The sequence below is a fragment of the Dictyobacter alpinus genome (genome assembly GCF_003967575.1).
Taxonomy (GTDB): domain Bacteria; phylum Chloroflexota; class Ktedonobacteria; order Ktedonobacterales; family Ktedonobacteraceae; genus Dictyobacter; species Dictyobacter alpinus.
Genome location: NZ_BIFT01000002.1, coordinates 194808 through 209108, shown reverse-complemented (window position 1 = coordinate 209108; position 14301 = coordinate 194808). Strand labels below are relative to the sequence as shown.

The 14301-nt window shown below is 47.0% G+C and carries 10 protein-coding genes; 8 read left to right on the top strand and 2 right to left on the bottom strand.

Features of this window, described 5'->3' with window-relative positions; genetic code table 11:
- The first annotated feature begins 29 nt into the window (after positions 1–29).
- The 5 genes from EL633_RS23010 (at position 30) to EL633_RS22990 (ending at position 7725) form a co-directional block, all read left to right on the top strand.
- Entirely contained in the window at positions 30–2024 is a 1995-nt protein-coding gene (locus EL633_RS23010) for a TOMM precursor leader peptide-binding protein (protein WP_126629645.1), read from the top strand.
- Between the two features lie 17 nt (positions 2025–2041).
- Positions 2042–3697, top strand: coding sequence for a SagB/ThcOx family dehydrogenase (locus tag EL633_RS23005; protein ID WP_161982362.1), 1656 nt, complete (start codon positions 2042–2044; stop codon positions 3695–3697).
- Between the two features lie 229 nt (positions 3698–3926).
- On the top strand, positions 3927–4112 hold the full coding sequence (locus EL633_RS23000; RefSeq protein ID WP_126629643.1) for a hypothetical protein: 186 nt from the start codon (positions 3927–3929) through the stop codon (positions 4110–4112).
- A gap of 231 nt (positions 4113–4343) precedes the next feature.
- Positions 4344–6344, top strand: a complete 2001-nt coding sequence (locus tag EL633_RS22995) for a TOMM precursor leader peptide-binding protein (RefSeq protein WP_126629642.1) — start codon at positions 4344–4346, stop codon at positions 6342–6344.
- Positions 6345–7119: 775 nt separating this feature from the next.
- Positions 7120–7725: a DUF1989 domain-containing protein gene (locus tag EL633_RS22990; protein WP_126629641.1), complete on the top strand. Its 606-nt coding sequence runs from the start codon at positions 7120–7122 to the stop codon at positions 7723–7725.
- Between the two features lie 30 nt (positions 7726–7755).
- On the opposite strand, the gene EL633_RS22985 is transcribed toward EL633_RS22990, so the two are convergent.
- Positions 7756–8094 (bottom strand): hypothetical protein, encoded by a 339-nt coding sequence (locus EL633_RS22985; protein ID WP_126629640.1) that lies wholly within the window; start codon positions 8092–8094, stop codon positions 7756–7758.
- Positions 8095–8251: 157 nt separating this feature from the next.
- On the opposite strand from EL633_RS22985, the gene EL633_RS22980 reads away from it, so the two are divergent.
- Positions 8252–8431 (top strand): hypothetical protein, encoded by a 180-nt coding sequence (locus tag EL633_RS22980; RefSeq protein WP_126629639.1) that lies wholly within the window; start codon positions 8252–8254, stop codon positions 8429–8431.
- 242 nt (positions 8432–8673) lie between these two features.
- Here EL633_RS22980 and EL633_RS22975 read toward each other — a convergent pair whose 3' ends face one another.
- Entirely contained in the window at positions 8674–11241 is a 2568-nt protein-coding gene (locus EL633_RS22975) for a tetratricopeptide repeat protein (protein WP_126629638.1), read from the bottom strand.
- Between the two features lie 252 nt (positions 11242–11493).
- Between EL633_RS22975 and EL633_RS22970 the strand changes: the two genes are divergently transcribed.
- Positions 11494–12912 carry a helix-turn-helix domain-containing protein gene (locus EL633_RS22970; RefSeq protein WP_126629637.1) on the top strand — a complete coding sequence of 473 codons (1419 nt, stop codon included), beginning with the start codon at positions 11494–11496 and terminating at the stop codon, positions 12910–12912.
- A gap of 32 nt (positions 12913–12944) precedes the next feature.
- Complete coding sequence (locus EL633_RS22965; RefSeq protein WP_126629636.1) at positions 12945–14279, top strand: zinc metalloprotease; 1335 nt, start codon at positions 12945–12947, stop codon at positions 14277–14279.
- The last annotated feature ends 22 nt before the right edge of the window (positions 14280–14301 follow it).

Below are 14301 nucleotides of genomic sequence, written 5' to 3'. Positions count from 1 at the left end.
CCTGGCCGGAAGATACAAAGGAGTTTATTGTGTCGTACTTAACTCAGCAGAAAGACATTACCATAGAGGCAAGTCTGAGTACACCCTCGTTTGATGCAACGCTCTCTCTCATCGAGCGGTCTCTGACAGAACAAATCGCGGCCCATCGTCAGCAACTTTTGCTGCCTAAAGAGCAAACAGTCCTGATCGATCTTGCCATACTTGATTTGTCGAAAAGCGGCGACCAGCGAGAGCCCACGAGCAGATGGCAAAATTATGATATGGTCTATCCCATTCGGCTCGATCAAACACGTCTTCTTTTTGGTCCTCTCTATAGACCTGCTCTCGGCGGGCCCTGTCCTCTGTGTTTAGAGCAACGTTGGAAGCTGAATCAAGCCTCCCTGATGTTGGATCAAGGCGATGGTAGTCTTACCTCTGCCCAACGTATGCTTGCCACGGGAAACAGCATCTGCCTTACTTCATTTACCCTGGAACTCGTCTGGCAAATCACGGCAGCGGTGTTCTTGAGACCCACTGTTGAGCACATCGATCATCAACTGTATGCTCTTGAACTAGGATCGTCTACCCTTGCTCAATATCTACTTCTTCCAGACTCGCTCTGTCCCGTTTGTGCAGATGATCTGTCTCGCACAGCACAAGGTCAATTGATTCATCTCGCATCACGTCCCAAACAGAACGTGGCAGATTATCATCCTATGAAAGCATCGGGCTATAATTTGCCCGAAGCTGCTTATATTAATCCTATCTGTGGGGTACTTGGTACCGAATATTATCTGGATGACGATCACACGATTGATGCCCCCGTTATAGGACGGTTTGCTGTCCAGGAAACGCATTCATCCTCTTACAAGGTGCATTGGGGAGGTCATGGGGGAAAATATAGCTTACAGACTGGCATGTTAGAAGGACTGGAGCGTTATTCCTGCGTCCGACGAAGAAGAGAAGAAACAACCATATTTGAGAGTTACAATAATCTCAATTCTCCGGCTTTGCATCCAGCAGAGACGGGTCTCTATCAGCCAGCATTTTATCAAGCCAATGCCGAACATTATACAGCATTTGATATGAGCGCGCCCATCCATTGGGTCTGGGGATATTCCTTCCGAAAGGCGCAACCTCTCCTCGTCGCCGAGCAACTCGTTTTTTCCGCCCGACATAATGAACCCAAATGTGTGAGTACAAACTCAAGCGGTTGTGCGATTGGAGGTTCAGTAGAGGAAGCACTCTTGTTCGGCTTATTCGAGCTGATCGAGCGGGATGGACTGCTCTTGAGTTGGTACACCAAAACAGCTCCTCGCCGTGTGAATCTGTGGCAATGTAAAGATCGCCAGATTCTGCATTTTCTGGATCGGTTTGAAAAAAGTGGCTATGATGTGCATCTCCTTGACACCAGATTTGATCGAACCATTCCTTCCGTGACCGCGATTGCATCCTTACGCACGTTCTCTTCCGAGAACATGAAAATAGCGGTGAGTGTAGGAGGTGGCGCAAACCTCAATCCCGCAAAGGCTGTCCTTGCCGCGCTGGCAGAAGCTGGTTACTGGATCGACAATGTGCATGTGGATGACCACCTTGATGAGATGCGCGAACTGGCTCTTGATTATCATAAAGTGATTTCAGTCGTGGACCATGGACTGGTGTATGGTCTTCCTGAGTCAGCTCCAAAGACGCACTTTCTTTCTCAGAATCCGCAGGTGTGTTCTTTCGAAGAGTATGCGACTGAGTTGCTTGAGCAGTGTCCACAAACGCTTGATCTTCGAGAGGATTTGCTCTACTGCATTCAGAGCATTCTCGCAATGGGCCTGGATGTCATTGCGGTAGAAATACCCGGCTCTGAACATGAACGAGCCGGTTTGAAAGTGTGTAAAGTCATTGTGCCAGGTCTTCTTCCCATTGACTTTGGAGGGATGAACGTTCGTGTGCTTGATCTGCCTCGCTTGAGGACTGCTCCGCGTGTCGCAGGCTATTTGGAGAGAGACTTTGATCCTGCAGACTACAATCGTGATCCTCATCCATTTAGTTGATGAAAGAAGAGGTCTACATGCTTTCTCACGAGAAAGAGATCTGCCGTGACTATGCGGAGGCTGTTTTTGCCAGGTTCAGGCAACCACTTGATGCGTTCCCATTTGAACCTGATTGGCAGGATCAACCCTCCCGTTTTAAACTCTATCAACACGTCACACGTTTCCCCTTGCCCATGGAAAAGCTTGCAGATACACGTACCATCACAAGTATTGTCCCTGGGATAACACAGCAGAGAAGAGAGGTGAACGCGCTTTCGTTTAATGAATTATCTACGCTTTTTCTCCTTGCGCATGGTTTGCTTAATCGACGAATCTCTATTACATGGAATATGTCTGGAAAAACAATACCAGATGCCCTCTATGGTCGAGGGACCGCTTCTGGTGGTGGATTGTATCCTGCAGAAATGTACTGGTGTCACGGGCCTGGTGCTTCAATCCTACCCGGTATCTATCACTATGACCCGGCTCATCATGCGCTGGAACGTTTGCAGCTTGGTGATAGAACTGACCGTATTCGAGCTGCTGTTTTCCACCACCCGGCAGCATTAAACACGAATCAATTTCTTCTCATCACAGCGAACTTCTGGAAAAATGCTTTTAAGTACCGCAATTTTGGCTATCACATAGTAAACCAGGACATCGGCGCACTGATTGGGTCATTAAACATGATTGGCTTGAGTCTGCAGGCAGATCTTCAGACGCTTCTCTGGTTTCAGGATGAAGAGCTAAACCACCTGCTTGGTTTAGAGACAGGTGTTGAGAGTGTTTTCGCGGTTATCCCAATAGTACTTAGTTCACAGGTTTCTCCGTCCTCGACAGCAAAGATAGCATCGAAGGGTTCCTATCAGATGGAATCCATATCAGAAGGTCAAATGCCACTGATCACACGCAAAAGCTGGCAGCGTTCAAAGGTCGTGAAGCGCTTTCCACGTATGGAAGCTGTTCATCGTGCGACGCTTTTGACACATGCGCCACGACCACTTCCGTCCGATACACTCATGCACGAGACGGGGATGGGAGAAGGCCACGGCGAGTTTGTGCCATTGCCCTCGCCTGCTCTGGATAGCCTGGATCGTAGTATAGGTGAGGTTATTCAACAGCGTCACTCTAGTTTTGGACATTTTTCAAGCCAGAGACCACTTTCTCGTTCTGAACTCGGAACGCTCTTATTTTTTGCGGCCATTGCACGTGGGTATGCAACCGACCTTAAGAGTACTGATGGCACTCCTTATTTTACGCAGCTTATGGTATTCATCAATCATGCAGAGGGGATAGAACCTGGCATCTATCACTATGATTGGCGACGCCATGGATTGGTGGTGGTGCGTAAAGGGGACTACACAGCATTCCTTCAACAAAGTTATGCTCTCCACAATTACAATATGAGAGAAATTGCAGTTGTCATCGCCATTATAGGAGACCTCTATCAGATGCTAGAGGTGTATGGTAATCGAGGATATCGATTGTTGAATGTAGAAACTGGCCTCGTTGCCCAGAGTACATATGTCGCTGCAACGACATTGAAACTGGGCTGTGGAGCAGTGCTTGGTTTTGATCATCTCGCGATGAATGAGGCGTTGCAACTCACAAAAGGTTTTCGTTCGCTGCTTTTTCTCCTGGCTGGTCCTGAACGCTTCCATAAAGCTCGTTTTGACGCCCGCTTCCTCTATTAGATATCGTTGCCTGGTGATTGGGAGAATACTTTCGTTTTTTAGGGCGTAACCCCGTTGGGGGCTGTTTCAAGGGGCTAGCCTCCTTAGACGTTTTCAACAACGAAGGAGTCTTTTATACTTGCCCTAGTGGGAGAAGAGGTGTTGAGCAGGACGCATGTGCTTGCAAGTGGTGCTGCAGATACATCTTTGATATCCCCACAAAAATTCGTTAGTAAGGAGGAACATTGGTATGAATGAAGACAAGAAAGTACCATTTGCACAACCGTTAGAAGATGCCAAAAAGAACTTCTTGGAAGATGATCTCAATGACCTGGAATTTGAGATCGAAGAACTGGAGACTCGCCTGGCATTTATGGTACCCACGGATGGTGGTGGTTGTGAAGGATGCTGTGATATGTGCACAAACCCACACTAGGTAAATCTGTGAGCCGCTTGCTCTATTGATGCTTTCGAGTCTTTGTAGAAGAGGTGCTTTTAGAGATGGATCTTCATCTCGGGAGCATCTCTGCTACATTGATACTATTCCTTCAGACATCAGCGCTCAGACTGCATTGATGAGTGGAAACGTCTTGCTTGTCCATCACCAGACACCTCCACCTTATAGTGAAGGGCACGAGCGTATACATAACATAAAGGAGCCTATAGTATGCCATACCTGGCTCAGCAGAAGTCCATTGTCATAGAGACGAGCCTAAGTTCGCTTCCATTCGATAAAACCCTCTCTTCTATTGAGCAGTATTTGAGAGAGCACATTGCAACAAACAAGCAGCAACTGCCGCAACCCAAAGAGAATTCCGTCCTGATAGATCTTGCCATACTCGATCTCTCTAAAAGCGGTGATCAGCGAGAGTCTACCAGCAGATGGCAAAATTATGATATGGTCTATCCCATTCGGCTCGATCATGCACGCCTTCTTTTTGGCCCTCTCTATAGACCTGCTCTCGGTGGGCCCTGTCCTCTGTGTTTAGAGCGACATTGGAGGCTGAATCAAGCCTCCCTGATGTTGGAGCAAAGTGACGTACCGAATAGTCTTACCTCTGCCCGGCATATGCTTGCCACTGGACGCGGTCTCTGCCTTACCCCATTCACCCTGGAACTCGTCTGGCAAATCACGGTAGCGGTGTTCTCGAGATCCTTTGCTGAACACATAGACAATCAACTGTATGCTCTTGAACTAGGGTCGTCTACCCTTGCTCAATATCCACTTCTTCCAAACGCGTTGTGTCCCGTTTGTGCAGATGATCCGTCTCGCACAGCACAAGGTCAATTGATTCATCTCGCATCACGTCCCAAGCAGAACGTTACAAATTATCATCCTACGAAAGCTTCTGGCTATAATTTGCCTGAAGCTGCTTATATTAATCCCATCTGTGGGATACTTGGTAACGAATATTATCTTGCTGAAGATCACACGATTGACGCTCCTATACTCGGTCGCTTTGCTATCCAGGACACACCTTCACCCTCTTACAAGATGCATTGGGGAAGCCATGGAAGAAAATATAGCTTACAGACTGGCATCCTAGAAGGATTAGAGCGCTATGCCTGGGCCCGAACGAGAAGCGAACAAACAACTATATTTGAGAGTTATGATCATTTAGACCATGACGCTTTACATCCAGCAGAAACTGGCCTCTATCAGCCAGCATTTTATCAAACTAATGTTAAGTACTTTACAGAATTCAGTACAAACATGCCGATACATTGGATTTGGGGTTACTCCTTTCGCAAGGCACAACCCCTGCTCGTGCCTGAGCAGCTAGTCTCTCCCGCCCGACATACTGAACCGAGATTTGTGGGCGCAACCTCAAGCGGTTGTGCGATTGGAGGTTCAGTAGAGGAAGCGCTCTTGTTCGGCTTATTCGAACTGGTGGAGCGGGATGGACTGCTCTTGAGTTGGTACACCAAAACAGCTCCCCGCCGTGTGAATTTGTGGCAATGCAAAGATCGCCAGATTCTGCATTTTCTGGATCGGTTTGAAAAAAGTGGCTACGATCTCCATCTCCTTGACACCAGATTTGATCGAACCATTCCTTCCGTGACCGCGATTGCATCCTTACGCACGTTCTCTTCCGAGAACATGAAAATAGCAGTGAGTGTAGGGGGGGGCGCAAGCCTCAATCCCGCAAAGGCTGTCCTTGCCGCGCTGGCAGAAGCCGGTTACTGGATCGGCAATGTGCATGTGGATGATTACCTTGACCAAATGCGAGAACTGGCCCTCAATCCGCACAAAGTGATTTCAGTCATGGATCATGGACTGGTGTATGGTCTTCCTGAGTCAGCTCCAAAGACGCACTTTCTTTCTCAGAATCCGCAGGTGTGTTCTTTCGAAGAGTATGCGACTGAGTTGCTTGAGCAGTGTCCACAAACGCTTGATCTTCGAGAGGATTTGCTCTACTGCATTCAGAGCATTCTCGCAATGGGCCTGGATGTCATTGCGGTAGAAATACCCGGCTCTGAACATGAACGAGCTGGTTTGAAAGTGTGTAAAGTCATTGTGCCAGGTCTTCTTCCCATTGACTTTGGAGGGATGAACGTTCGTGTGCTTGATCTGCCTCGCTTGAGGACTGCTCCGCGTGTCGCAGGCTATTTGGAGAGAGACTTTGATCCTGCAGACTACAATCGTGATCCTCATCCATTTAGTTGATGAAAGAAGAGGTTTCTATGCTTTCTTCAAAAGGTCAAATACCACTGATCGCACACAAAAGTCGACAGCGTTCAAAAGTAGTGAACGCTGTCGACTTTTGAACGCTGGTTGGCCCTGAACGCTACCATAAAGCTTGCTTTGATGCGCGCTTCCTCTACTAGATAGCGTTGCCTGGTGAGTGAGGGAATACTTTCGTTTTTGGGAGAGTAACCCCGTTGGGGGGCTGTTTCAAGGGGCTAGCCTCCGGAGACGTTTTCAACAATGAAGGAGTCTTTTATACTTGTCCTAGTGGGAGAAGAGGTGTTGAGCAGGTATCATCCCAATAATTTGGGGAAAGAAAAACAGAACATCTGACGAACTTTTCAGTTTACCGTTTGAGCGTGATCTGGCCTTGTTGCCTCTTTTCGGCTTCGATCTTAGTCTTCCCTAAAATAAGAACGGTTTTTTGAAGCGAAACGGAGGCGCATCAGCATCAATCAGAGGAATCGACGATTCCCAGCCTAGGGAAACCGTACCTCCTTTGGTATACTTGAACTGAGCAATGAAAGTGAGGTTCCTTCAAACGCGCGTTTCAATCAACAGCAGAGGAGTTCGTCCCTGGCGATGCTTCACTTGTGAAACCTGGGCCAAACGAAGGAAGAGATCGACAAGGAAAAAGCAGCTTGCCCCCAGAGCCAAGAGCCGTTTGGCTTGCTCTTCCTATCATCAGTTGTGATGAGTTGGGTGTCAAGCGACGCTCGAACGAGATCCGAGGGTAGAAGAAAGGATATAAGCAGTGACACGTATTGCGCGTTATCATGTGGAAGCACAGACAGGTGTTGGCTTCCTGCTCAAACAAGAACAGCTTCTCACCATCATTGATCCCCAAGGAGAGCAGAGCGGCGATCTGGTTGCCTTTGGGCAGACCGACAAGACCGAGTGGCTTTCATCAGGGCGCAGCATTGATTACAACGGCACCATTTATTTGACAACAGGACATGTGCTTTACTCGAATCGAAGCACGGCGATGTTTACCATCGTGGAAGATACGGTTGGCAAGCATGATTTTCTTTTCGCTTCGTGCAGCCCAGAGATGTTTCGGCGAGAGTACAGGATCGAGGGATACCATCCCAGTTGCTTTGAAAACTTAGGGAAGAACCTGGCTCCCTTTGGTATCACGGGAGATAGGCTTCCAACCTCTTTCAATTTCTTTATGAATGCATCCGTTCTTCCAACGGGAGCCATCAAGATTGCTCCCCCCCTCTCGCGGCCTGGGGGCTTCGTGCGGTTGCGAGCAGAAATGGATCTGATTGTGGGCATCTCAGCCTGTTCGGCACCAGGGTGTAACAACGGCACCTGTAAGCCTATTGATGTGGAAATCACTGGCTCAATGAGTACGTAAGTTAAGGTGAAAGGAAGAGACCCATGCAGTTCACGGAACGTGTGACCAAGAGGCTGAGAGCGGGAGAGCGTTGGCACGGTCTTCGATGAGTTGGGCGAAACTGGGGAGCATGTTGGTTTGAGTGATGCAGTCATGAAAATACTGGTACATATTCACCCCAAGTTTGTTGGCAGTCCCAACCAGTGTCTGAAAGGTATCCCACGCCCCGATGCCCTCTGTGGTGCGTGCTTGCAGGCTTACATCTCGTTTGCGGACGCACTGTCTGGCACCCAGCTCAGCCGGATTGTTGTGCAAGAGGATTTCGGGATGGGAAAGCACCATCAGCAATGGTTCTTTTTCAATAGTGTTGGGATCGAAGTTTTCTACCATACCTCTAGTATACATTGGCTATCAATTTTTGTCTCACGCTAGGCTACCCCGAATTATTGAGATGATACTTGAGCAGGATGCATTTTCTTGCAAGTGGTGCAGAAGATACATCTTTGATGTTACCACAAAAAATTAGTTAAGAAGGAGTAAAATTGCTATGAATGAAGACAAGAAGGTATCATTTGCGCAGCCGTTAGAAGCTGCTAAAGAGAATTTCCTGGATGACGATCTCAATGACCTGGAATTTGAGGTCGAAGAGTTGGAAACTCGTCTGGCATTTATGGTACCAACTGATGGTGGGTCGCTTTTACAATGCTTGTGCTACGCCCCTCGTTAAATCTGTGAGCTATTTGCTCTGTTGATGCTTTCGAGTCAATGGAGCAGAGACGCTCTAGAAGAGCATCTCTGCTCCATGGGTACGTACAATACATGACATTTAGCGAGGTGGAAGTAGCGCGTAACCTTACAAATGGATTCGTCCAACCAATTGCCAGCATCAGGATAGTGGTGTGGATTGGGAGTACTCTCATGAGCTTTGGTTATTGCATCCTTGATGGTATTCAAGTCTACAATACAATTTCAGAGCTGCATCGATCCATCTTCCTGGATAAATTGATCAAGCCAGAGCTGAACTTCGTTGGCGCGATAATAGCCTATATCAGTAAAGCGTTGCAGACTACTATAAGCATATTCACGGGCTTCCTGGGGCTTTGAGAGGAGCGCATATGCGCGAGCGAGCCCAAAGTAGATTTTCGCTGTTTCTTTTCGTGATCCGTCAGGTACTTCTTTCAGCGCCTGAGAAAAAGTGTTGAGAGCCGCCTGTGGCTCCTGCCGTTTTAAATACAGCTCTCCCATTCCTTGGCGGAAGTTACAGACAAACCATGGATTTCCTACTTCCTGAGCTAACAACAGCCCTTCTTGTAAATAAGTTTCGCCCTCAGTAAGGTTATTTTGTTGTAGTGCTAATTCGCTAAGGCCGAGCAGCACATTGCACATCTGCTCACGATGTTGTATACGTCGTGCCAGTTCCAGTCCTTCCTGTAAATATACCTGTGCCCGTTCATATTTTCTCAATTCTATTGACAATGTACCGAGATTGACTAAGATAACACATATACTCCTACGATCACCGAGGTTACGAGCATATGCAAGCGCTTTTTGCCAGGCTTCATCTGCTTCACTAAAATGACTCTGGTCTGCCTCAACTGCTCCAATATTGATCAAAAATGTAATTGTTTTTGCATCACCTGTTTGTTGAGCAAGCGTAAGCCCCTCTTGAAGATATGCCCGCGCAGCAGTATACTCGCCTCTTTGATAAGTAACGGCTCCAAGACTATAGAGAGTCCGACTTATCTCTTGTGATGTACCTGTCTGATAAGCTAGTTCTAGATTGCGTTTTAAATACTCTTCCGAGGAGGCGTAATGGCCTTGCTTATAGTACAATTCGCCTAGATCATATAACAAGGTAGAGGTTAAGAAAGCATGCTGTAGTTTTTCAGCCAGGGATAAGCCCTCCTGCCATAGCTGTTCGGCTACCTTATACTGACCTAACGAGATAGCATTTTTCCCTTGCTGTTCGAGTAGGCGTGTGATCCAAAGGGTCTGCTGAGTCTGGCGGATCTGTAATGCTATGTCATTGAGAAGGTTTTGTGCTAGCTCATACAGCCCCTGAAAAAATAAAGACTGTGTAAAGGAAAAGATTCCTTGCACAATAGCATCACTCAACTCTTCTGTGAGCGCTATCTGTAATGCTCTAAGCATGGTCGACATTTCTTGCTCAATCCACGCATGATCATTTTGATGGGTTTGAATTGCCTGGCAGAAATAGGTCGTGATACGTTTTTTCGCTTCCGGTTCCTTAAGATACAGGTTAGCATAGTCGGAGACAATTTGGTGCAATTGATAGCGTTCGCCTTCAACCACTTCTAGCAGACCGCTTGCGACAAGATGGTCAAGCGTCTCAAGGGTGCTACTTGTAATAAAGAGTGCTGTTTCTTCTGCAAAGGTATCTGGTTTGGCTGGAAGCAGAGAAAGAGCTGCAAGGGCACACCGAGAGGAGGTATCCAGGATAGTCTCACTTAAATGAATGACTGAATAGATACTTAGCGGTTTATCTATAGGAAGATGCGAGTCTTGTATGAGAGCTGTTTGGGGATGCTCTAATGAGAATCGGCTCTCTGCCTGCTGTAGTTGGGTCAATACCATCTGGACTCGACTACGGCGCTGATGATAGGTTTGAGTCAGCAAATAGGAGCCAATGAGTGAAAGTGCGAGCGGTAAGCCTCCAACGGCCTGTACCAATTGAGCGATAAACGGAGTTTCTTGTTCTATCAACGTTGGCATATAGGAATAAAGGAGTTCCTCTCCTTCATCTTGACTGAGTTCAGGGATGTGCCAGACATGCGTTTCTGCAAAACGGACTGCTAACTCTGGCAGACGCGTCGTCAGGAGATAACTGCAACAGGGACCACCAATCATACATGAGGCAGCATCTTCTAGATTCCATACATCATCTATCACAATAAGCATACGGCGCTGCCCAATCAACTGGCGTAATGCCTGAAGCCATTCGGTATGGGTTCGCAGTGAAGCTCTTTCTTTTTCATGCAGTTTGAGAAGGAGTCCCAGGCGACTCAAATGGGTAAGCACTTGAGGCTTTTGCCCAAGTCCGATCCATAATATACCACCGGCGAAATGCTCTTGTATCTCTTCATCACAGGCGATGGATACGCTGAGAGCAGTTTTGCCAGCACCCGGTAAACCGTGCAGAGCGAGAAATGGGCAATGCTCTTGTATGAGTTGCTTTTTTATCTGATGAGAGAGGGTGTCTCTCCCTATTAATTTACGCATAGCAGATACATGCAGTGGAATAGAAGGATCGAAGAGAGAGAGGTGAGGATCATTGGGATGAGCAAGGGATGGTAGTTCTGGTAGTCCTAACTCTTGACAACTTTTCCCGAAGAGCTCACATAATCGTCCTCGATAAACAGGCCCAGGAGTTGTTACGCCATTTTCCCAGCGACTGACCATAAATGTTTGGGGAGCCTCTATCATGTCTGCAAGCTGTTTTTGGGATAATCCTCTTTCCAAACGGGCCTGTTTCAGTAATGTATTAGGGAAGTACGACTGTGCTTTTCTATCAGGCATAATTAGCGCACCTCGCAGGTGAAAGATGGCTGGTACATCAAACCCCAATGCTGTTGTTTCATCCGCATTTTTTTGTTGAAAGCTCTTTCACACATCGTTTTTATTGCCGCACCTTTATAGTACTACATCTTCGAGATAAGTGAAAGTGATATTCATCTCACCTCCAAATTACTGTACAGTAAATCTAGTACGTAGTACTGCCCCTCAAGGAGAGATATGTTGTTCATTGTCTAGAGATGAAGGATACGTGAAATGAGCCAGGTTCGGAAAAATGTGATGAATCAATTGTTGCGGTCTGAACGTGAAAAGCGTGGTTGGTCAAGGGCCTATGTTGCCGAACAACTCGATCTTGCTGACCCCAAGACGCTGGGGCGCTGGGAACGTGGAGTCTCTTCACCAAGTGTACAGTTTGCAAGGAAGCTCTGCCTGCTTTTTGAGAAGAGCAAGGAGGAATTAGGACTCGTTCCTCTAGAAAAGCAGAGTATGTGTATCAATGTAATGCATTCTCTGTTCTGGAATGTTCCCTACCGACGAAATCCCTTTTTTACGGGTCGGCGAGAGCTCCTTACGCAGATCTCCACTATTTTGCATACACACCATGAAAGGACATCGATCTCAGCCCTGGGGTTAGGGGGAATGGGAGGTATTGGGAAAACGCAGACCGCCGTTGAATATGCATATTGTTTTCGCAATGTCTATCGCATGATTATCTGGATGCAGGCTGATACGCATGCATCGCTTGTGATAGATTGCACCCGTATTGTAAATGCACTACACCTGCGCCAGCGTGGGCAAGAAAGTGTTTGCGATACAGTCAAACAATGGCTCCGAAATCAGGATGAGTGGCTTTTGATCTTAGATAATGTCACGAACTTGAACGTTATTAACAGGATTATTCCAGTTGAAGCGACGGGTCATATCCTTTTGACAACACAACGCTCCTCATTGGGAGGGTTTGCTCAGTACATCATGCTTCATGGCTTCACTCCTGAGGAAGGCGTACTCTTCCTCTTACGCCGCATACAAGGGAGGGCAAGCATCCAGGAATGGTGTCCACATGAGATCAAGGCAGCTCACACTCTTTCCAGGCTCGTTTCCGGCTTACCCCTTGCACTTGATCAGGCGGGAGCCTATATCGAAGAAACAGGCTGCCAGATCACTCGCTATCTCGATGTTTACCAACAGTACCCTGCCATCTTACTCCATAGAAGAGGTGAGAGCAGTCTGGATCATCCAGATTCAGTAGGTACAATGTTGACACTCTTATGCGATAAACTGGAAAAATCCTATCCTGCAACCCGTGAGATCCTCCGTTTCTGTGCATTTCTCCATCCACATACTCTTCCTGAAGAGCTTGTATTGAAGAGCCTTATGAATGTATCTCAAGAGAACGCGAAGAGTCCCCTCCTCTATGAGGAAGCTTTATCAATCCTGCGTCGTTCATCACTGATATGGATCTGTCCTGAGACGCAAATGCTTACGGTTCATCCTCTGGTTCAAATTATTGTGAAAGCATCGATGAATCAACAGGAACAACGGCACTGGATTGAGACAATGATACCCACATCTCTTATCTTGAATGAGCCAAAAGCAGTGAGGGGACCGGGGCTAGCTGATGGGGCTAGCCTTCCAGAGACGTTCTCCCCGGGAGGCACTTTTCTTATACTCTGATTAGGCCCGACTCTTTCCAGAGAAAAACTATTTTGCAGACCGAAATTAATGAGAAGGAAAAAGGCACAGTGAGTGACTTCAACAATGACAACGAAAAATCGACCGACCTCTATTTGACGGGCAGAGAAGAAAAATTATGGCCGCATCCTCAAATACAAAGAGGGCTGGTATATGTTCAAATTTCGCCCCAGCTCTATATCGTGAAGAATGAGACAACTGGTCGTTACTTTCGTTTAAGCGCATCAGTCGTCCGCGTGATGCTTGCTCTTGATGGCATCAAATCGGTAGAAGATATCAGCCTGGAGTTGGCTTTAAACATTACAAAAACCCAGTATGTCGTTGATCAACTTGCACACTTGCGTCTCCTTGCTACTCCCTTATCACCGTTGCAGCACTTCAAATCAAAGCAGGGATATGGTTGGGTAGCTTCTATGCAACGCTTTCTCCTTATACGTAAAGATATCATCACCAGTGATGCATGGATGGATCGTATCTATCAACGATTCGGTTTTCAATACCTTTTTCAGCCCTGGTGTGTGATTTTTTTACTGATTCTCTATGTATGTGCGCTTGTTATCTCTTTGCAAAATTATGCCCTTCTGCAAACGACACTTAATGAAATGACCACTTTGAATGCCCATTTTTGGCTGTACCTTGTCCTGGGATGGATAGTGTTTTGTTTTGTTGGTATCCTTCATGAATTAGCACATGGGTTTGCCTGTAAACATTTTGGTGGACGAGTCCGAGGAATAGGCGTGGCTTTATTCTTCTTCCGTCCCGGCTGGTATTGCGATGTTACTGACGCCTGGATATTTGCCAAGCGCCACCAGCGTCTCGTCACTCATGCTGCGGGCATTGCAATGGACTTCTTCCTGGCCTCTTTTGCCCTTTTATTCCTGCCCTTTACTTCTCATATTCACGGGTGTGTCATCGGTATAACACTTATGCTTCTTGTCGGCTTCATTCGCACCCTGGCAAATTTTAACCCCCTTCTTAAGCTGGATGGCTACTATCTCCTCTCAGACCTGCTCGGTATTGAGAACCTCAGGCGTAAATCCTTTTATCTCCTTTTCTCGTCTATCCGACAGATGAGTTACATGCTAAAGATTACCAAAAGACCACCGGGCAGGCAAACGTTTAGGCATACGCGTTGGGAAAAAATCTTTTTAGGTTGCTACGGTTTTGTTTCGCTTGCTTATTCTTCCTCTCTTATCGCAGCTATAAGCTGGCATTACACTATCATCTTATCAAGCTATATTGGTCTCTGGAGCTATATTCTGTTCTGTTTGGCAATGGCACTTTTTGTGCTCTTTCCACTCTGGCTCTGGTGGTATGACAGTGCGTATAACTATGGGATGCGGAGCTAAAAAGTTTATAAGAAAGTGATGT

What these genes read in the sequence shown, in the direction of transcription:
- EL633_RS22995 (WP_126629642.1), top strand. Translation starts at nt 4,344, where the DNA reads ATGCCATACCTGGCTCAGCAGAAGTCCATTGTCATAGAGACGAGCCTA.
- EL633_RS22980 (WP_126629639.1), top strand. Translation starts at nt 8,252, where the DNA reads ATGAATGAAGACAAGAAGGTATCATTTGCGCAGCCGTTAGAAGCTGCT.
- EL633_RS23000 (WP_126629643.1), top strand. Translation starts at nt 3,927, where the DNA reads ATGAATGAAGACAAGAAAGTACCATTTGCACAACCGTTAGAAGATGCC.
- EL633_RS23005 (WP_161982362.1), top strand. Translation starts at nt 2,042, where the DNA reads ATGCTTTCTCACGAGAAAGAGATCTGCCGTGACTATGCGGAGGCTGTT.
- EL633_RS22975 (WP_126629638.1), bottom strand. Translation starts at nt 11,241, where the DNA reads ATGCCTGATAGAAAAGCACAGTCGTACTTCCCTAATACATTACTGAAA.
- EL633_RS22970 (WP_126629637.1), top strand. Translation starts at nt 11,494, where the DNA reads ATGAGCCAGGTTCGGAAAAATGTGATGAATCAATTGTTGCGGTCTGAA.
- EL633_RS22985 (WP_126629640.1), bottom strand. Translation starts at nt 8,094, where the DNA reads ATGGTAGAAAACTTCGATCCCAACACTATTGAAAAAGAACCATTGCTG.